Annotated in this window: 15 protein-coding genes and 2 pseudogenes; 13 read left to right on the top strand and 4 right to left on the bottom strand. The window is 70.3% G+C overall.

Annotated features, from left to right (window positions below; genetic code table 11):
• The first annotated feature begins 62 nt into the window (after positions 1 to 62).
• The 3 genes and pseudogenes from ACTMVF_RS10775 (at position 63) to ACTMVF_RS10765 (ending at position 1,477) form a co-directional block, all read left to right on the top strand.
• On the top strand, positions 63 to 914 hold the full coding sequence (locus tag ACTMVF_RS10775; RefSeq protein WP_441270718.1) for an oxidoreductase: 852 nt from the start codon (positions 63 to 65) through the stop codon (positions 912 to 914).
• Positions 915 to 918: 4 nt separating this feature from the next.
• Positions 919 to 1,115: pseudogene (locus ACTMVF_RS10770) on the top strand (MBL fold metallo-hydrolase); the annotation flags it as partial.
• 116 nt (positions 1,116 to 1,231) lie between these two features.
• A complete protein-coding gene (locus ACTMVF_RS10765) occupies positions 1,232 to 1,477 on the top strand; it encodes a hypothetical protein (protein ID WP_441270717.1) in 246 nt (81 codons plus the stop codon).
• A 252-nt stretch (positions 1,478 to 1,729) separates the two neighbouring features.
• On the opposite strand, the pseudogene ACTMVF_RS10760 reads toward ACTMVF_RS10765, so the two are convergent.
• Positions 1,730 to 2,421 (bottom strand): annotated as a pseudogene (locus tag ACTMVF_RS10760) (metallophosphoesterase); the annotation flags it as partial.
• Positions 2,422 to 2,611: 190 nt separating this feature from the next.
• Between ACTMVF_RS10760 and ACTMVF_RS10755 the strand changes: the two are divergent.
• On the top strand, positions 2,612 to 2,818 hold the full coding sequence (locus ACTMVF_RS10755) for a helix-turn-helix domain-containing protein (protein ID WP_441270950.1): 207 nt from the start codon (positions 2,612 to 2,614) through the stop codon (positions 2,816 to 2,818).
• Positions 2,819 to 2,860: 42 nt separating this feature from the next.
• Here the strand turns inward: ACTMVF_RS10755 and ACTMVF_RS10750 are convergent, their stop codons facing one another.
• Positions 2,861 to 3,373, bottom strand: a complete 513-nt coding sequence (locus ACTMVF_RS10750) for a 2,4'-dihydroxyacetophenone dioxygenase family protein (protein WP_441270716.1) — start codon at positions 3,371 to 3,373, stop codon at positions 2,861 to 2,863.
• Between the two features lie 149 nt (positions 3,374 to 3,522).
• Here ACTMVF_RS10750 and ACTMVF_RS10745 point away from each other — a divergent pair, with 149 nt between their 5' ends.
• Positions 3,523 to 4,479 (top strand): helix-turn-helix domain-containing protein, encoded by a 957-nt coding sequence (locus ACTMVF_RS10745; RefSeq protein ID WP_441270715.1) that lies wholly within the window; start codon positions 3,523 to 3,525, stop codon positions 4,477 to 4,479.
• A gap of 440 nt (positions 4,480 to 4,919) precedes the next feature.
• On the opposite strand, the gene ACTMVF_RS10740 is transcribed toward ACTMVF_RS10745, so the two are convergent.
• Complete coding sequence (locus ACTMVF_RS10740) at positions 4,920 to 5,399, bottom strand: aldehyde dehydrogenase family protein (RefSeq protein WP_441270714.1); 480 nt, start codon at positions 5,397 to 5,399, stop codon at positions 4,920 to 4,922.
• A gap of 300 nt (positions 5,400 to 5,699) precedes the next feature.
• Here ACTMVF_RS10740 and ACTMVF_RS10735 point away from each other — a divergent pair, with 300 nt between their 5' ends.
• The 8 genes from ACTMVF_RS10735 to fxsT all read left to right on the top strand — a co-directional run bounded on the left by ACTMVF_RS10735 (position 5,700) and on the right by fxsT (position 17,894).
• Positions 5,700 to 6,626, top strand: a complete 927-nt coding sequence (locus tag ACTMVF_RS10735; protein WP_441270713.1) for an alpha/beta hydrolase — start codon at positions 5,700 to 5,702, stop codon at positions 6,624 to 6,626.
• Positions 6,627 to 6,638: 12 nt separating this feature from the next.
• Positions 6,639 to 7,523 (top strand): short-chain dehydrogenase/reductase, encoded by an 885-nt coding sequence (locus ACTMVF_RS10730; RefSeq protein WP_441270712.1) that lies wholly within the window; start codon positions 6,639 to 6,641, stop codon positions 7,521 to 7,523.
• A 6-nt stretch (positions 7,524 to 7,529) separates the two neighbouring features.
• Positions 7,530 to 8,411, top strand: a complete 882-nt coding sequence (locus ACTMVF_RS10725) for an SDR family NAD(P)-dependent oxidoreductase (RefSeq protein WP_441270711.1) — start codon at positions 7,530 to 7,532, stop codon at positions 8,409 to 8,411.
• A 67-nt stretch (positions 8,412 to 8,478) separates the two neighbouring features.
• Positions 8,479 to 9,093, top strand: coding sequence for a TetR/AcrR family transcriptional regulator (locus ACTMVF_RS10720; protein WP_441270710.1), 615 nt, complete (start codon positions 8,479 to 8,481; stop codon positions 9,091 to 9,093).
• Between the two features lie 28 nt (positions 9,094 to 9,121).
• Entirely contained in the window at positions 9,122 to 9,421 is a 300-nt protein-coding gene (locus tag ACTMVF_RS10715; RefSeq protein ID WP_229914557.1) for an alpha-L-rhamnosidase C-terminal domain-containing protein, read from the top strand.
• A 1,721-nt stretch (positions 9,422 to 11,142) separates the two neighbouring features.
• Positions 11,143 to 12,957 (top strand): VMAP-C domain-containing protein, encoded by a 1,815-nt coding sequence (locus ACTMVF_RS10710; protein WP_441270709.1) that lies wholly within the window; start codon positions 11,143 to 11,145, stop codon positions 12,955 to 12,957.
• A gap of 42 nt (positions 12,958 to 12,999) precedes the next feature.
• Entirely contained in the window at positions 13,000 to 14,094 is a 1,095-nt protein-coding gene (locus tag ACTMVF_RS10705) for an AAA family ATPase (RefSeq protein WP_441270708.1), read from the top strand.
• Positions 14,091 to 17,894: an FxSxx-COOH system tetratricopeptide repeat protein gene (fxsT, locus tag ACTMVF_RS10700; RefSeq protein WP_441270707.1), complete on the top strand. Its 3,804-nt coding sequence runs from the start codon at positions 14,091 to 14,093 to the stop codon at positions 17,892 to 17,894. The genes ACTMVF_RS10705 and fxsT overlap by 4 nt, the downstream gene beginning before the upstream one ends.
• Here fxsT and ACTMVF_RS10695 read toward each other — a convergent pair.
• Positions 17,879 to 18,034, bottom strand: a complete 156-nt coding sequence (locus ACTMVF_RS10695; RefSeq protein ID WP_441270706.1) for a hypothetical protein — start codon at positions 18,032 to 18,034, stop codon at positions 17,879 to 17,881. The two genes, fxsT and ACTMVF_RS10695, sit on opposite strands and share 16 nt — an antisense overlap.
• Positions 18,035 to 18,153: the final 119 nt, after the last annotated feature.

Genomic DNA, 18,153 nt, shown 5'->3' with positions numbered 1-18,153 from the left:
CGCAGATCCACTTCTAGCGTTCACAGCGAAACGGCACCACGTCCACCGAAAGGATCACCACCATGACCACCAAGGTCGCACTCGTCACCGGAGCTTCGTCGGGGATCGGCGAGGCCACCGCGCTCAGGCTGCGCGAGGCCGGCTACACCGTCTACGGCGCGGCGCGGCGTGTGCAGCGCATGCAACACCTGACCGAGCTGGGGATCCGGCTGCTGGCCATGGACGTCACCGACGACACTTCCATGCGGGAAGGCGTCGAGAAGCTCATCGCCGACACCGGCCGGCTCGACGTCCTCGTCAACAACGCCGGCTACGGTTCCTACGGCGCCGTCGAGGACGTCCCCCTGCAGGAGGCCAGGGAACAGTTCGAGGTCAACGTGTTCGGCGCAGCGCGCCTGACCCAGCTGGTCCTGCCGCACATGCGGGCGCAGCGCTCGGGAACCATCGTCAACATCACCTCGGTGGGTGGCCGCATGTGCACCTCACTGGGAGCCTGGTACCACGCCACGAAGTTCGCGCTGGAAGCGCTCAGCGACTGCCTGCGCATGGAGCTCAAGCCCTTCGGGATCGACGTCGTAGTGATCGAACCGGGCGGGGTCAAGTCCGAGTGGGGCGGCATCGCCGCGCAGAAGGCTCGCGCCGTCTCCGGCACCGGCCCGTACGCCCCGCAGGCCAACGCTGTGGCCGACTCGCTCAGTTCGGAGGCCAACGAACGCCGCATGTCGTCGCCGGACTTGATCGCCAAGACCATCGTCAAGTCCGTCCGGGCACGCCGGCCCAAGACGCGTTACGCCGTCGGCTTCGGCGCCAAGCCCATGATCTTCCTGCACAACACGCTGCCCAATCGCACCTTTGACGCCTTCATGCGCCGCGCCACCGGCGTGCCCGGGAAGTACGTGCCCGCGAACAACTGACGTGTGCCACACCCGATCGATCCGGCACGGCACGCGCGGACCGCACCCGGCACTTGATCCCTTTCCCCTAGCCTTGCCGAGCACGTGTACCTGTGCGGGCACAACTCGCCGCGCACCGCAGGCGCGAACTTTTACCTACTGCGCCAGCCGGCCGGAAACCTGATGATGATCGACACGCCGCGCTTGAGTACAGCCCTGGCGCGTGAGGTTGCATGGGAGTAACAGCTGCCGGGTCCGCCTCCGGACCGTACGAGTAAGCGCTTCCTGACACTGACAGGGACAGGAAGCGCCGACCATGCCTGCTCATACTGAACCCCATGATCCAAGAGCCCGATCCCGCTGTGGACGCCGGCGTGGTCCAGGAGCGCGGTGCCGAGCTGAGCGAATTCCTTCGCGGCCGCCGCGCCCGACTCAAACCCAGTGACTATGCGTCTCCGGAGATCCTCGATGCCTGGGCGCCGCTCGTCATCGAGGATCCCGAACGGCACGGTGACGTCGACCCGGAAGCGCGGGCGTCATCGGCTGCGGTGACCAGCGCCCCGGCAGGCAGCACATGCAGGTAGGACCACAGCAGGGAACGGAATATCTCCCAGTCGGGTTCGCCCTCCCCACGTGAGCAGGGCACGCGCCAGGTCCCGTTGGATGCTCGCCGCGCCTTCCTCGGTCAGCGCACCCACGGGCACAGTGAGATCGATCTGGGACATAGCCCTTCCTCTCTCTTCCGCCAGGTCCTCGGCGAGACGAGCCTGGTCACCTGTCGACGCCGCACCCCGGCTCGAGGACACCTCCAAGCGGATGTGTTGGCCCGCCCGGTGCTACGGCGTAGTGGGCCGGTGTGGGGAGCGGAGCACGAGCAGGGTGATCTCGCTGGGGGCGAAGACGCGGAACGGCGGGCCCCAGAAACTGGTGCCGCAGCTGGCGTAGAGGAGGGTGCGGGTGCCGTGCCGGCTGAGGTCGGCGAGGGCGGGCTGGTCGAGGCGGACCAGGTGGTGGAAGGGCCAGATCTGGCCGCCGTGGGTGTGGCCGGAGAGTTGAAGGTCGATGCCGGCGGCTGCCGCCCGGTCGACGAACTTGGGCCGGTGCGCCAAGAGCAGGACGGGTAGGTCGGGGTCGGCGCCGTCAGGGCTCCGGCGAGGTGGGCGCCATGGCCTGCCAGGCCGGAGGCCTCGACGGTGACGTCGCCCTCGCCGGCGACCACGAGGGTGTCGCCTCCGCGTTCCAGCAGCAGATGACGGTTACGCAGCGGCTCCCAGCCCAGCTCGTCCATCAGATCGACCCAGCCCTGGGCCTCGCTGTAGTACTCGTGGTTGCCGGTGACGTACACACGGGCCCGGGTGGCCCGCACGGTACCGAGTGGGACGGCCTGGGCACAGCGGCGTTCGGCCGTGCCGTCCGCGATGTCGCTGGTGTGGCAGACCAGGTCGGCTTTCAGGGTGTTCACCGTCTCGCATACGCGTGCCGACCAGCGAGCGCGATCGAGTGGGCCGTAGTGGGTGTCGGTGATGAGGTGCCCAGGAGCGCGCCTGCCAGCCTGGGATTTGCCGAACCAGCTTCCTGGGCCAACCGGACAGCGAGGCGAACTCGCGCCCTGACCTGCCCCTGCGGGCATGTGACTTGCTGATCGGTGGGCCGACCGGGAAACGACATCGACGGCTTCCGCCGCAGCCACCTGGGCCTTACCCAGCGCATGCTCACTCCTGCACGCCGATGCCGAGACCCGCCAGACCCTGGACACCTACCTCCGTGAGCAATGCAGCACCACGCGCACCGCCGAGCGGCTCTTCACTCACCGCAACACCGTGCTGCGCCGCCTGACCCCCGCCGACGACCTGCTGCCCCGCCCCCTTGCCGACAACGTCACCGCCGTCGCCGCCGCCCCCGAAGTGATCCGCTGGCGCGGTTGACCGGGTGCGTCGTCGGCGAGGGTCAGGAAAGCATCGGCGTGCTTAGAGATAGAGACGTTCGTTGATCTTCAGACCGTTCTCCCGGCAGTAGTTCTCGTAGTGATCGATGAACCAGAACACGTCCACCGTCTCCATCACGCGGTCCTCCTCGTCGAGGAACTCCAGCGGACCGTTGAGCCAGAACATCGTCTTCATCCCGTGCTCAGAGTAGAGGGTATGGCTGCGCCCCGGGCTCTCCCGGACGAAGTCCCCGGGCTTCCCGACCCAGTCGTACTCCAGGTAGCGCCAGCTGCCTTCGAGGACGTAGCCGGAGACCGGGCCACGATGCCGGTGGCGGCCCAGCGTGCCGCCCTCCTGCACCCACAGCACGTTGGCGGCGCTGCTGCCGCGGACATCAAAGGTGAGGTGTTTGATGAACACGTTGGGCACGAACGGCACCCACGGGCTGCTGTTTTCGCTGATGTACCCCTCCTCCAAGGCGTACTTGTCCCGCATGCGGTCCACGCGCGCCTCGGTCGCGACGTACTGCGCCATGATCTCTTCGGACGTAGTCATGTCACCTTGCCTCATTGCCTGGGTGGGTCTGTGGGTGCGAACGTACGGTCCGACCTGCGGCGGGGGCTTGACTGAGGCCGCACGGTTACTTGAACCTGAGCGCACCCACGACCGGGTCCCCGGAAGGTGCGCAGTGAGGTGGCACCGGTATGACGCTCGACTTCTCCACGGCGCCACTCGAAGGCCGAGCTCGGCTCGACTACTGGCGTGAGGTGGTCTGCACGACGTTCGTCCAGTACGAGATGGACGTGCCGCAGCCCACGTCCGCCGGGTTCCGGGGCAGGGTCACGGCCCAGACGCTCGGAGACCTGGGCGTCGCGAGGGTGGTCTCCGACCCCCACACGGTGTTCCGGTCCCCGACGCTGATCCGGAGATCGGGCGAGGACGACCTCCTGGTCAACCTGGCCGTCCAGGGCTGTGTGACGGTCTCCCAGCAGGAGCGGGACGCGGTCTTGCGCCCAGGCGACTTCACCGTCTACGACAGTGCCCGGCCCTGCCGTATCGTCTGCGCCGACCCGTTCGAACTGCTGGTGCTGAAGGTGCCCAGGCCGCTGTTCGACGCGCACTGCCCGCTGGCGCGGGACGCGATGGCGACCACGGTGCCGGGCGACCACGGGGTGGGCGCGCTCTTCGCGCCCTTCTTCCACTCTCTGACCGCCCACTCCGCCGGTCTGTCTCCCGACGCGAGGGAACGGATCGGCGCCACGCTGCTGGAGCTGCTGGCCACAGCTCTGTCCGAGCGAACCGATTCAGGCGCCCGGCTCGGCGTACCCAGAGCAGCCCATATGGACCGCGCCCGCCGGTACATCATCGACCACATCGCCGACCCCGACCTGTCGCCCGCCATGGTCGCCCGGGCGCTGGGAATCTCCGTCCGCTACCTGCACGCGATCTTCAGAGCCGAGGACACCTCACCGTCTCGCTGGATCCTGCAACAGCGGATCGACAGGGCCGCCGGGCTGCTCGCCGACCCGGGCCGGGCGGGCCGCAGTGTCACGGACATCGCCTACGCCGTCGGCTTCAAGGACGCCTCGCACTTCACCCGCGCCTTCAAGGACCGCCACGGGTTCAGCCCGCGCGAGTACCGCAGAAGGCTCGCGGGCTGAGCCAGGTGGGAACGATCGCCGGCCGGCGCTTGCACGGTCGGATGACAGTGATGACCATGGTGGCCACCCGCTGTCAGGCGCTTGCCTCGGCCCCCTCTTCGATCAGGTCGGCGACCGGTCCGGGGTTGGCTTCGACACCCCCGAGCTACCGCGAGGCCCTGCCTTCATGCGCCGACTTGATCGGTAAGCGAATGGCTTCTAAGGCCGCACAGAAGCCGGAGACCGGCGAGAACCGGGTTGAGGCCGTCGACGAACTCAAACACCACCGCAGGGTCTACCCGGGTCACCGTCCTCTTGCGCGGCCCTCGCATTCCGTAGCGGCGCGTGGAAGGACGAGTTCACCCCTGCTGAGTCGTCGGCCTTCCTCGCGAAGGGCCGCAAACCGGGTGGATGGACGAGTCACGGCATCCCGGTGTCACAGACCCGGTCGGGTCCGAATTTCAACGGCGACCCCGGTGATGGCCTGGTCGATCCCGGCCGTAAGTTCCGGAGCCGGCAGCGCGGAGCCGACCATCCCGTCGGTGAACCCCCTGGGGGCCGGTCTGGGCGGCCACGGTGCGCCGGTAGGTGAACTCGTCGAAGCCGGCCTTGCCGCCGTAGGCGCCTGTGCCGGAGCCTCCCACTCCGCCGAACGGGGCGTTGCTGAGGGAGGCGTGCAGGAGGCCGTCGTTGCGGGTGACACCGCCGGAGGTGGTGTCCTGCAGGAAGCGGCGGAAGTCGTCGCCGTCCTCGCCGTACCAATACGCCGCCAGAGCGGCCGGACGGTCGTTGATGAACGCGATCGCCTCGGCCAGATCGTCGTAGGGGTGGATGGTCAGCACCGGTCCGAAGATCTCCTCGCGGGTGATCTCCGCGTCGTCGGGGACGTCGATCAGCAGCGTCGGCGGGATCAGGCGCGCCTCGCGGGCTGCGTCCCACAAATCCTCGTCCGCCCCCAATAGGGGGCAAGCTTGCGCCGCCCCCTCGGCACGTCAAAGGGCACAGCTCGGCCTGGCCCCGAGCGATCACCTGTCGGACACACCCCGCGCACTCGAACCGTCGGCCGTTCTTCGCCCGGTGCGGCGCTGAAGTAGGGCGTGGCTCAGAACCCAGCGGAGACGTGACGGGTTCGTTGCCGTCGGTTTGCTTTACAGCCCCGCAATGTTGGATTAACTTCCAACATTGGAAGCAGTTCCAAGTATCCGCGAGCCCAACGACGCGAGCGGTGTTACGGAGGTCCGATGACCGACCGATTGAATGTGACGTTTCCTTCGGGGCCGGACGAGTGTCACGCCTGGCTGTACCTGCCCGAGGGCGGGGGTCGGCGCCCCGTGGTGGTCATGGCACACGGTCTCGGTGGGGTCCGCGAGATGCGGCTGGACGCCTACGCCGAGCGTTTCGCCGCCGCCGGCTACGCGTGCCTGGTGTTCGACTACCGGCACTTCGGGGCCAGCGGCGGTCAGCCGCGACAGCTCCTGAGCATCAGACGACAGCTCCAGGACTGGCGGGCCGCCGTGGCGTACGCGCGCTCCCGGCCGGAGACCGATCCCCGGCGCGTGGTGCTGTGGGGCACCTCTTTCGGCGGCGGCCATGTCCTGGCAACAGCCGCCCAGGACCCGGCCGTCGCCGCCGTCATCGCCCAGGGCCTGTTCACCGATGGTGTCGCCTCTGCCCTGGCGATGCGCCCGGACACCTCGGTGAAGGTGATGGCCCGCGCGGTCCGTGACGTGGTCGGCGCCCGCCTTGGGCGCCCTCCCGCCATGGTCGCGACGGCGGGGCCGCCCGGATCCGCCGCGTTGATGACCGCTGCGGACGCCGAGCCCGGCTACCTGGCCCTCGTGCCCAACGACGCGCTCTTCTCCAACCAGGTTGCGGCGCGGTTCGCCCTGGACATCCTCCGCTACCGGCCGGGCCGCCGGACCGCGAAGATCGCATGCCCGGTGCTGTTCTGCGTATGCGAGCACGACAGCGTGGCCCCCGCGCGGCCGACCCTGCGCCATGCCCGCAGGGCCCCGCGCGGCGAGATCCGCCTCTACCCCGACGGCCACTTCGACATCTACCTCGGCGAGCCCTTCGAACGCGTTGTCACGGACCAGCTCGCCTTCCTGGCGCGGCACGTCCCCATCGGCTCCGCACCCGGTGAAGCCCCGGGACCCACGACACCCTGAAAGAGGTACGAGATGCTCTCCTACCCGATTGCGGGGAAGACCGTCTTCATCACCGGCGCAGCCGGAGGCATCGGTGCGGCCACCGCCCGCACGCTGCACTCGCGCGGAGCCGACGTGGTCCTCGCCGACCGGGGCATCGACGCCACATCGGCCCTCGCCCGCGACCTCGGCGGCGACAGGACACTGGCGCTGTCGGTGGATGTCACCGACAGCGCCGCACTGGCCGACGCGGTGGACCGTACGGTCGACCGGTTCGGCGGCCTGGATGTCGTCTTCGCCAACGCGGGGATCGCGGCCGATCCGCCGGCGACGATCGCCACCATCGACCCGGCCATGTTCGAGCGCGTCGTCGAAGTGGACCTGCTGGGCGTCTGGCGCACCGTTCGCGCCGCACTGCCGCACGTCATCGCGGCGCGCGGGCACGTCCTGGTCACCGCTTCGGTGTACGCCTACTTCAACGGTATGACCAACGCCCCCTACGCCATGTCGAAGGCCGGCGTCGAGCAGTTCGGCCGCGCCCTGCGCGCCGAACTCGGCATCCACGGCGCCAGCGCCGGGGTCCTCTACCCCGGCTGGGTCCACACGCCCATCGCTGGAGCAGCCTTCGGAAGCAACGACATCACCACCCGCATGCGCGAGATCGCCTTCCCGTCCCTGCTCGGCAAGGCCATCGCCCCCACGCGCGTCGCGGACGCCGTCGTCCGCGGCATCGAGAACCGCTCGGCCCGTGTCATGGTCCCCCGCAGGTGGGTACCGTTTTCGGCCCTGCGCGGCGTCCTTAACCCCGTCACCGATCTCATCGCCGAACGCCACCCCGAACTGCGCCGACTCCTGCGCCGACTCGAGGAATCCGCCGGCCCCACAGGCAAGTCCCCGCAGACCGACTCATCGAGGTAGGCCGTCATGACCCGCTACGACCTGGCCGGGCGCACCGTCGTCCTCACTGGCTCCACCGGCGGCCTGGGCGCCGCCCTCGCCCGAGCCCTGCGCGGGCGCGGCGCCAACCTCGCGCTGCTCGACCTCAGCCTCGCGGCCACCACGGCCCAAGCCCAGGACCTGGGAGACGAAACGGTCGCCCGTGGCTGGCACGCCGACGTACGCGACCTCGCCGGCCTGCAGCAAGCCATGGACGAGGCCGCCTCGCACTTCGGGCGCCTCGACATCGTCATCGCAGGCGCCGGGATCGACACCATGGCCCCGATGGCGACCATCGACCCGTCGGCCTACGAACGTGTCATCGACGTCAACCTCAACGGGGTCTGGCGCACCTTCCGTGCGGCTCTGCCCCACGTCGAGGCCCAACGCGGCTATCTCCTCGCGATCTCCTCCATGGCCGCCTTCGTGCACTCGCCGCTCCAGATCTCCTACACCGCGAGCAAGGCCGGCGTGTGGGCGATGTGCGACAGCCTTCGCCTGGAGGTTCGCCACCTGGGTGTCGGTGTCGGCAGCGCCCACCCCACGTTCTTCCGCACTCCGATGATGGACGACGTGACCGCGGACCCGGCCGGGCACGCCCTCTGGGGCGGCAACTCCAAGGGGTTGTGGAAGATGGTGCCGCTGGAGAAGGTCATCGCCGGTATCGTCCGCGGCATCGAGCGCCGTGCGGACCGCGTCGTCGTCCCCAGGTCCCTCACCCTGACCGCGAACGCTCCCGGTCTGTTCCGGCCGATACTCGAACGTGTCGGTTTCCGCCCTCAGGCGGTCCAGCGCGCCCACGGCCTCGCCTCGGCGTCGGGCTGGCACGACCCGGCGGTGCATGAGCGCCACCAGGCCGGTTCCCGCTGAATTCCGGGCTGAAGGAAGCGGCCCAGGGGGTCCGGCCGTTCGAGCACCTCGTAAAGTAACGGAGACCATGACACCCAAGGTCACACGCACGACACGTCGGGCCGCCGCAACCCGTGCGGCCATCGTCGACGCCGCCGAGGAGCTGCTGGCCTCCGGAGGCCCCGACGCGGTCACCTTGGAAGGGATCGCCGAACGTGCGGATGTCGCCGTGCAGACGGTGTACAACCGCGTGGGCGGCCGCGCGGCCGTTCTCATCGCGGTTGCCGAGCGGGCACTCGAGGACAACCGGACCTACATGGACGACGCCTACGCTGCCCCGGGCACCCCCGTGGAACGCATCAGGGCCGCCTCGGCCGCGTACGTCCGCTTCGCCGCCGAGCGCCCACACCAGTTCCGCCTGCTGGCCGAGCCGCCGGACGAACCCGCGGCCCTGGAACGGGTCGCCGCGCTCGTCGACGAGCAGAACGCCAAACTCGCCGCCGCCCTGGCCGACGGGGTGGCCGACGGCTCGCTCGCCGCCGACCTCGATCCCGTCACCACCGCCACCGCGTTGTGGGCTGCCATGAACGGCGTTCTCGGCCTCTCCTGGCGCGCGGACCGACTCCGCGCTGACGCCTCCCACTTGACGGAACTCGTCGCAGCTGTGGAAAGGGTGGTTCTCCGCGGGCTGCTCGCCCGCTGAAGTCCGCCCGGGGCCGTGCCACCGTACGGTGGCCGGCCTGGCTCCCGCCGCGCCGGGATACCGCCGCCTGCGGATCGCTCCCCTTCCGGGTGGCGGTATCACCCAGGCTGGAGCACGTCTGCACACGCCGTACGGCACCGCCGAGGTGTCCTGGGCGCTCTCCGGGCGTGAACTCACCGTGGAGGCCACGTCGTCCCTCCGAACACCACGGCCGACGTTGTCCTGCCGGACGGCAGGGGCGTCATCGAGGTGGGCTCCGGGAGGCACACGTGGACAGTGGCGTTGGGGGCACACACGGTTGAGCAGGCACCGTTGTCCCTGGACATGACGATGGGGGAACTCATGGACCGCGAAGATGCGGTCCGTGTCTTCAAGGACTTGCTCGTCTCGTACTTCCCGGAGGCCGCAGAGTTCGTCGAGAGCGGCTCCGGAGCTCCGGCCGGACCACCGTACAGGCGATCGCCGGAATGCTGCCCGACGGCGAGAATTTCCTGGCCAACCTGGAAGGGCGGTTCACCACGCTGACCGCCGGTACTGAAGTCTCCTGAGCTCGAGTGACCGGCTATGCCCTCGACGTGGCCACCCGTTCCCTCCTGGCTTGGCGGCTAGCCATCATTTCGTTGATGACAGCCGGGCGGCGCATCTTGCGAAGCCGGTCTCGGTACGTGGCCTGGGCGTATTCGCTAATCTCGATGCGGTCCGTCCATCGGTGCCTTCTCGTCGACATATGCCCTGCCTGCGGCGTCAGATTGCGGCGCGGAGGCGGGAACAAGAAGCCTACAGGTCTCCCTACAGGGACCCATTACGCACGGGACACGCAGGAATGCGGAAACCGCTCGCCGAACCCGGTGGCAGCGAGCCAGCCGGAAGTATGCCGCCAGCGGATCGCAGACATCCCCACTCTCTCGGTCCCACATGCGTTGGTCGATCTGCAAGTGCGCGCGCTCGCCACTGCCGACGGCGGTGCGGCCCGGCTGGCCGGCGAGCCTGTCTCCGGCGCCGAATGGTTCGATGCTCTGCGCTACCTGACGGCAGCTGCGCGACTGGTCGTCCACGATGACGAACTCGCGGAACTTCCCGGGTTCGCCGCGGACACATTCGCCGCCGTCCGCACACAGCGCGCACTCAGCCCTCGCGCAGTACACCGGTGGGGCCAGCGCGATGCCGGGCACCGCGTCCGAAGCTGCCGCCGCTCTCGCACTCGCGGAACCCATCCTGAACGCCTCCGACTGGGGTGCTGGCGCACGCCATCTTGCTCCTTGGGCGCGCAGGTTGGCCGCAGAACGGCAAACCAGGCACAGTGGCCGCAACCCGCTGCGCGGCAGCCAGCACCCGGCGGGACTACATCGCATGATGACGGCGATCGTTCCCCACCAGAGACGAATCGCCGGCGCCGTTCCCACTGGATCATCCGTCGCCCTGGAGTTCCGGCATATTCCGAATCTGATAGACGCTGATGACTACCGCAACGTCATGGCCGTTCACCTTCCCGGAACCACACCTGTCATCGGCCCCGGAACCACACCTGTCATCGGCAGGCACTTCTGCTCCCTCGCGCTCGCTCGCCTGGCCGGGGCAGAGACTTGGGCCCAAGCCGAAGTCTCGCCAGACGCCCCACAGCGGCGCAAAGGAAATTGGGGGAAAACTACCCAGCGAATCCCTGACTCTCAGGCTTCTTGGAGCGGAATTCGCACTTTGGCCGATCTATTGCGGAAACGAGGAGCCATTGACTACGCCGCTCGCCGGAGAGCGCTATCCGAACTTCTCGAAGTCCCTTATGACAGCCTGTTGACGCTGTGGGGGCTGGAATGGCTGGACGAGAAGGGCACTGGACCCCAGTCTGACTCGAGAGCCGCTGGTGCCGTGGGCGGCCCGGTGCGATCGCGGTCTGCGCACTGAACTGTTCCGCGCGAGGGTCGCTACTTCCTTCCATGCAGAGAAGAGTTCAGTGCCCAGGTCAGGGCCACGGGAACTGAACTTTTTCCTTCCGTCCGACAGACGCGGCTCGCCCGACTACCCTGAGTTCCTGCGCTGAAGGGGGCTCGGGGGATGGAGCACGGGGGAAACGCGGCGGAGCAGCACAGGCCGCGGGTGTTCATCTCGTACGCCCATGACGACGACGCCCACATCGAGCAGGTGGAGACGCTCTACGAACTCCTGCGCGCGGACGGGCTGGACGCGAGGATGGACCTGTACGCGGCCGCGACGCCCCAGGACTGGGCGCGCTGGATGGGACGGGAGCTCGCGGAAGCCGACTACATCCTTGTCATCGCCTCCCCCGAGTACAAGCGTCGCGCCGAGCACGGGGGACGGGACGGCGTGGGGCGCGGGGTCGCCTGGGAAGCCCGTCACCTGAGCAATCGGCTCTACACCGACCCCGACGCGTGGTTCAAGAAGATCCTGCTGATCCTCCTGCCCGGGCGCGCCGAGCACGAGTTGCCGGCGTTCTTCGTCGCGGAACAGGTGACCCAGTTCAAGGTGCTCACGCTGGACACGGCGGGCATCAAGGAAACAGCCCGGTGCATGTGGGGTCAGCCGTACCGGAGGCCGCCGGAGCTCGGTCCGGTCCCCCGGTACGACACCCGTCCGCCGCTCGTGTCGGCCTCCGCAGAGCCCCCTGCCCTCCACGCCACGAGCGGGGCGACGGGCCCTGCCGTGCACGACCCGGACGTGTGTCCCGACGGACTGGACAAGGCCGCCTGGCGGCAGTTGGCCGAGATCCTGCGTGATGTGCGGCCTCAGAGCTGGGCCGAGCAGGCCTACCAGTGGTCCTTCGAAGCCGAGGGTGGTCCGGGGCGGGGTGCCGCCGCGCCGCACCGCACTCCCGCCGGTGACCTGTACGCATGGGCCAGGGACCTCGGCGAGCGTCGCCACACGCCGGGCAAGGTGCCCAAGCCGGTCGTCTTCGCGCACGCCCTGGCGGCCGGTTACGCGGCCGGGGAGAGCCCCGCCGATCGCAAGCGCGCCGGTGCGCTGGAGCGGTGGGTGGACCGGTTCCTGGACGGCCGGGCGGAGCTGCCGGACGCACCGGACATCAAGCGGGACGATGCGACGCTGACCGTATGGCTGTCGGAACATCCCCAGCGGCGGGACCGGTTCTACGCCCAGATATGGCTGCGTACGACGGACGGGAGGAAGCCCCGGCGTCTTCAGCCGCCGGAGGACGCGGGGTCGCTCGTCGTGGACATGGACGGGGCACGTGACCTGTTCCAGGAGTCCATGCGGACCCTCACCGGCGCGCTCACCGACGGCCGGCAGGGGCTCCACGTGCAGCTGAAGCGCATCGAATTCGCCGTCTTCGACGACCTGTTGGAGGAGGCGTTCGAAGAGTGGCCGGTGCAACTCCTCAAGGAGCCGCGCCCGATCGGCATGCTGTACGAGGTCGTCGTCCGCTGCCCGGCCCAGCGCCGCTCCTTCGACCTGCCTCAGCTGTGGTCCCTCCGATGGAACTGGCTGACCCGGCACAGCGGCCCGGACGAACAGGCGACGGCGTGGGTGGCGGACGAGGACGTCGAGTACCTGAACGAGCACCTCGGCAAGTGGCGCAAGAACGAGCGCCTGGCCTGCGTCGCGGTGTCGACATCACCGGCCGAGCAGGGCGTCGACGCGGCGCTGGAGGCCGGGATGCCCATCGTCGTCTGGCAGCGCGACGGCCACCGCGGCGACACCTGCGTGCCGCCCTTGAACACGCTCCTGGAACTGGACAAGGTGGCCGACGTGATGGAACTCCCCAACGCCGTGGCGGAGTTGCGCACGAACATGCACGTGCCCCCGGCGGCCCGGGCGAGCGTGATCCTGCTCTGGGACGACCCGGACCACTCGCCGGACGCGGACCCGCTGAGCGATGCGAACCTCGTCCCCTGACACGACCGTCCGGCACGCTGCCGGAGACCGACCGGAGGTGCCGTGAAGGACTGGTGGATCTACAAGGGCGACCCGGCGGTGCCGACCGACCGCCGCCTCGCCCGGCTCGCCGAGCACCGGCCGCCCTGGCGGGTGTTCGAGGGCGAGGTCGACCCCGGCCACCAGGTGCCCTCGCTCGACGAGAACCAGTACGCGGCGGACCGCGAGCGCGGGGCGGGCTACCTCGCCGACGACGCCGAGATCGACCTCGTCAACACGGCCCTCCTGCTGCGGCGCCCGCTGTTGGTCACCGGGGTGCCGGGGGTGGGGAAGTCGACGCTGGCGTACAGCATCGCCGAGGACCTGGGCCTCGGCCCGGTGCTGCGGTGGCCCATCACCAGCCGGGCCACGCTGCGCGACGGCCTGTACCGGTACGACGCGCTGCGGCGCCTGGAGGACGCCAACCTCACCCGCATGCAGGCGGCGTCGGACGAGCAGCCCCTGGACCCGCCGGAAGCGGAGGAAGACGACGAACGGCCGACGGACGCGGTGATTCCGCCGACGGACGGCATCGGCCGGTACCTCCGGCTGGGCCCGCTGGGCACCGCGTTCCTGCCGACCGAGCGCCCTCGTGTCCTGCTCGTCGACGAGATCGACAAGTGCGACATCGATCTGCCGGGTGACCTGCTCACGGTTCTGGACGAAGGGCGTTTCGACATCCCGGAGCTGATCCGCCTCGCCGATCACCAGCGGACGGTGACCGTGGGCACCGACGATCCCGGCGTACGGGCCCGGATCACCGCGGGCCGGGTGCAGTGCCGGGCGTTCCCGGTGGTCGTCCTGACCAGCAACGGCGAGCGGGAGTTCCCGCCGGCCTTCCTGCGCCGCTGCATCCGGCTGACCATCGACCGGCCGGGAGAGGACAAGCTGCTGCGCATCATCGAACGGCGCATCGGAGCCCTTGCCGCCGCGGAGGCCGCCGCACCCGACGGTCTGATCAGTACGTTCCTGCGGCGACGTGAACGCGGCGAACTGGGCACGGACCAGCTGCTCAACGCCGTACAGCTGCGTCTGGCCGGGGCGTGGACGGCGCCGGACGAGATCGGGCAGCTGGCGCAGGCGACGTTGCAACCGCTGAGCGGCCCGGACGCGACGTGATCACCCACCTCCTGGACCTCCTGCGGGAGGGCGGGGTCGAGGACCCCGGCCCCGAGGAGCTGGCGGACATCCTGTGGCTCGCCCAGCACTTACTCGGGGACGAGTCTCCCGGTACCGGGGACGCGCCCGGCCCGACGGCGGACCCGTCGGCCGCCAAGCCGCCGGAACCCCAGGAGGGTCGGGCACCACAGCCCCAGGAACCCGTCGAGGGCACCGGCGGGCCCGGCGCGGGCCGGCAGTCCGCGCTGCACATCCGAGGCCCGCACCGGCACGCCCGCACCGACCGTCTCGCCGCTCCCGTGCACGTCCCGGCGGAGGCCGCGCTGCCGCACGGCCTGGCGCTGACCAGGGCGCTGAAGCCGCTCACCCGCAAGGTGCCGTCCCGCACCGCGTTCGAACTGGACGAGGAGGCGACGGTCACGCGGCTCGTGGACGAGGACATCATGGTCCCCGTTCTGCGTCCCGAACCGGCTCGCTGGCTCAACCTCACCCTGGTCGTCGACACCAGCCCCTCGATGGCCCTGTGGCAGCACGAGGTCCGCGAGCTGCACCAGGGCCTGACGCGGCTCGGCGCGTTCCGCGACATCCGACGCTGGAACCTCTCCCCGGCCCCCGACGGCCCCGGGGTCGAGGTGCGCCCGCACCCGTCGGTGGGACGCCCGGCCCGGCACCACCGCGAGATCCTCGACCCGACCGGGAACCAGCTCATCGTCGTCCTCAGCGACACGGTCGGGGCCATCTGGCACGACGGGACGGCCGAGCGTCTGCTGCTCGACTGGGCGCAGCGCTCCCACCTCAGCGTCATGCACCTCCTGCCCACCTCGCTGTGGAACAGGGCGGGCGCCGCGCCGACGCCGGTGTCGCTGCGCATTCCGCAGCCGGGGGCGCCCAACGCGCGGTGGGACCTCGCGCTGCCCCGCCGTTTCGTCGCGCGCCGGAGGCCTGCCCTGGCCGTTCCCGTGGTCGAACTGGAGCCCGGACCGCTGCGGGGCTGGGCCCAGATGACCGCGGGCAGCGGCCGTTGGACCCCCACGGCGGCGCTGCTGCTGCCGCAGCACGCGACGCGCGGACGGCTCGGCGAGGGCCCGCCCTCCCGCTCCGCGGCACCGCCCCCGCCGCCGAGCACGGACGAGGCGATCCTGCGCTTCCGCAGGTCCTCGTCGCCGAGGTCGTGGCAGCTCGCGGGTCTGTTGTCCGCGCTCTCCACGGTGACGCTTCCCGTGGCCCGGCTCGTGCAGCAGGCCATGCTGCCCGGATCGTCCCGGAGCGAGCTGGCCGAGGTCTTCCTCGGCGGGATGCTGCACCGGGCCGAGGAGACGGCCGCCGGCGGCGAACACGCCGAGCCCCGCTTCGAGTTCCCTCCCGAGGTCCGCGACGCGCTCCTCAACGCTCAGTACCACCAGGACGTACGGGAGGTCCGGGCGCTGGTACGGGCTCAGGTGTCGGACCGTCTGAGGATTCGCCCGGGAAACCTTTCTACTTTCATCGCGGCGGCCACGGATGTGGACCCGAAGCGGGCGACCGTGCCCATCGTCGGGGAGCCGTTCGCCGTGGCTTCCGCGGCGGCGATGACCCGGCTCGGCCACGATCCTTCCCCCGCCGCTTCCCCCGCCTCGGACGAGATGCCGGGTACGGAGGGCGGGACCCCGTCGGCGCGCGTCCTGATCGGTCACGTGGGTGCGGACCGCGCGTGGGCCGAGTGGGCTGCCTGGCATGTCCAGGACGCGGGCTACGAGGTCGTGCTGGACGAGTGGAAGCGGGAGACGTGGCGCACCCTCGTCGGCCGGCTGCGGCACGAGCTGAGGCGGCCGGGGACGCGCGTGGTCGCCTTGTTCTCCGAGCACTTCCCCGGTCCTGACCGGCACCGGTTCGCGGAGGACCTCGCCCGTCTGGCAGCGGTCGGCGACATGGTCCCGGTACTCCTCGACGCATCCTCGCCCCCTCCGCTCACTCGGCCGCTCCCCACGCTGTCGGGCCTGGGCGAGCAGGAGGCGCGGCAGGCCCTGCTGGAGGCTGTGCGCAGGCCCTTCGGCGACCGGGCGGAATTCCTTCCCACCGGCGAACCGGGTCGGCTGCGGCAGACGGGAGACAGCGGGCCCAGGGTGCCCGGGACGCGGCCGCGGGTGTGGAACCTTCGCCGGCGCGATTCCACGTTCACCGGGCAGGAAGGCGAGCTCGCGGACGTCCGTACGCGGCTGGCGCACGAGGGGCGAGTTGCCGTCATCGCGCTGCACGGTCGCGGCGGAGTCGGCAAGAGCAGGCTCGCCGTCGAGTACGCGCACCGCTTCAGCGGCGAGTACGACGTGGTCTGGTGGGTGGCGGCCGACGATCTCGTACGGATCCCCCGGCAACTGGCGGAACTGGCCGAGGCCATCGGCGTGGCCCGGCCCGGCACGTCACCCGAGGTCGCCCTGCCCGCCCTGGCGGCCGAGCTGCGTTCCCGGCCCCGTTGGCTCCTCGTCTTCGACTCGGCCGAAGACCCTGCCGTCGTGACCCACATTCCCGACGGGCCGGGGCACGTCCTGGTCACTTCCCGGGATCCGAACCTGCGACTGAGCATCCCGGCCGTCTCCCTCGACGTGCTGTCCCTCACGGCGTCCGTGGCACTGCTGCGCAGCCGCCGTCCGGACCTGTCCGCCGCGGACGCCGTGCGCCTGGCCGAGTCCCTGGGCCACCTCCCGCTGGCGTTGGAGATGGCGGGCGCGTTGCTCTCGACGATGAGCGTGGACGCTTTTCTGCGGGGCCTCGCCCGATCGGTCGCCGGGCTGCCCGGGTGGACACCCCCTGTGGTCGCCGTGATCCGGGAGAGCGTCCTGCGTCTGCGCCGGCAGGACCGCGAGGCGGCCGACCTGCTCGACGCCTGTGCGCTGCTGCCGGCCTCCGAGCCCTTCCCCCTGCACGCCTGCGTCCCCGCGCGGCCCGGCAGGTCGCCCCTGGCACAGGATCTGGCCGATCCGTGGGCCCGCAACCGGCTGCTGAAGAAGGTCAGCGAGGTCGGGCTGGCCCGGGTGTCCGACGGCACCCTGCAACTGCACCAGCTCACCAAGGCCGTACTGCGCGGGGATCTCTCCCCTCGGGAGCGCCGTCGCGCGGCCGCTCACGCCGCCCTTCTGCTCACGTCGGCGTTCCCGAGCGGCGTGCCGGACCCCGCGACCACCTCGCACTGGCTCGCTCTGCTGCCCCACCTGCTGGCCGTCGCTCCCCGCGACCTCGTCACCTCGGACGCCCGGCATGCGGCGGGCGAGGCCTGCCGGTACCTCTACGAGCGGGGCGAGACCGAGAGCGTCCTGCGACGTCTGCGGGAACTCCACGAAGGCTGGACGGGTTCGCTCGGGCCCGACCATCCCGACACCCTGCGCGTCGCCGCCCACCTCGGCATCGTGCTGGCCGAGGCGGGGAACCTGGAGGAGTCACGGGCCCTGGCCGAGGACACGTACGAGCGGCAGTGCCGGCTCCTGGGCGAGAACCACTCCGACACCCTGCGTGCGGCCACCCACCTCGCCGACCGTCTGGCGCGCCTCGGGCATGCGGACAGAGCGCTGAGCCTGACCGCGGACACGTACGAGCGACGGCGCCGGACCCTGGGTGACGACGACCCGGACACCCTGCGCACGGCCTCTGTCCTCGCCAAGCGCCTGGCCGGCACGCTGCGGCTGCGGGAGGCACGGGTCGTGGCCGAGGGCGCCTACGAGCGACAGCGACAGGTCCTCGGTGCCGGCCACCCAGACACCCTGCGCACCAAGGACGTGCTGGCGGCCCTCCGGCATCGCACGGCGGAAGACGATCAGCCCAGAGTCTGATGGCGCGCCTTGACAGCCGACGGTGTGGCGGGCTCGAAGGGATCGGGTTCCCTTCGCGGCAACACCAGTTCCTCGTACCGCCCCAGTGCCAGCACCACGCCGAGCATGAGGAACGGGAGTAGCACAGCGAGCAGCGCCATGGCCTGGTCCTTCCCCGGAACCGAAGTAGGTGGGGGGTGAGGGAACGGGTCTCCCTCCTTCCGGTGGGCAAACCCCTGTGTCGGCCCCCGGTGTGCGGGTACGCGGTGCGCACGCCCGA

The sequence above is a fragment of the Streptomyces sp. SD31 genome, from assembly GCF_052068475.1.
In the GTDB taxonomy this organism is placed as follows: Bacteria; Actinomycetota; Actinomycetes; order Streptomycetales; family Streptomycetaceae; genus Streptomyces.
Note: the sequence above shows the minus strand (reverse complement) of the source record. Positions and strands in the feature narration are given on the sequence as shown.

What these genes read in the sequence shown, in the direction of transcription:
- ACTMVF_RS10775 (WP_441270718.1), top strand. Translation starts at nt 63, where the DNA reads ATGACCACCAAGGTCGCACTCGTCACCGGAGCTTCGTCGGGGATCGGC.
- ACTMVF_RS10765 (WP_441270717.1), top strand. Translation starts at nt 1,232, where the DNA reads ATGATCCAAGAGCCCGATCCCGCTGTGGACGCCGGCGTGGTCCAGGAG.
- ACTMVF_RS10750 (WP_441270716.1), bottom strand. Translation starts at nt 3,373, where the DNA reads ATGACTACGTCCGAAGAGATCATGGCGCAGTACGTCGCGACCGAGGCG.
- ACTMVF_RS10745 (WP_441270715.1), top strand. Translation starts at nt 3,523, where the DNA reads ATGACGCTCGACTTCTCCACGGCGCCACTCGAAGGCCGAGCTCGGCTC.
- ACTMVF_RS10735 (WP_441270713.1), top strand. Translation starts at nt 5,700, where the DNA reads ATGACCGACCGATTGAATGTGACGTTTCCTTCGGGGCCGGACGAGTGT.
- ACTMVF_RS10730 (WP_441270712.1), top strand. Translation starts at nt 6,639, where the DNA reads ATGCTCTCCTACCCGATTGCGGGGAAGACCGTCTTCATCACCGGCGCA.
- ACTMVF_RS10725 (WP_441270711.1), top strand. Translation starts at nt 7,530, where the DNA reads ATGACCCGCTACGACCTGGCCGGGCGCACCGTCGTCCTCACTGGCTCC.
- ACTMVF_RS10720 (WP_441270710.1), top strand. Translation starts at nt 8,479, where the DNA reads ATGACACCCAAGGTCACACGCACGACACGTCGGGCCGCCGCAACCCGT.
- ACTMVF_RS10710 (WP_441270709.1), top strand. Translation starts at nt 11,143, where the DNA reads ATGGAGCACGGGGGAAACGCGGCGGAGCAGCACAGGCCGCGGGTGTTC.
- ACTMVF_RS10695 (WP_441270706.1), bottom strand. Translation starts at nt 18,034, where the DNA reads ATGGCGCTGCTCGCTGTGCTACTCCCGTTCCTCATGCTCGGCGTGGTG.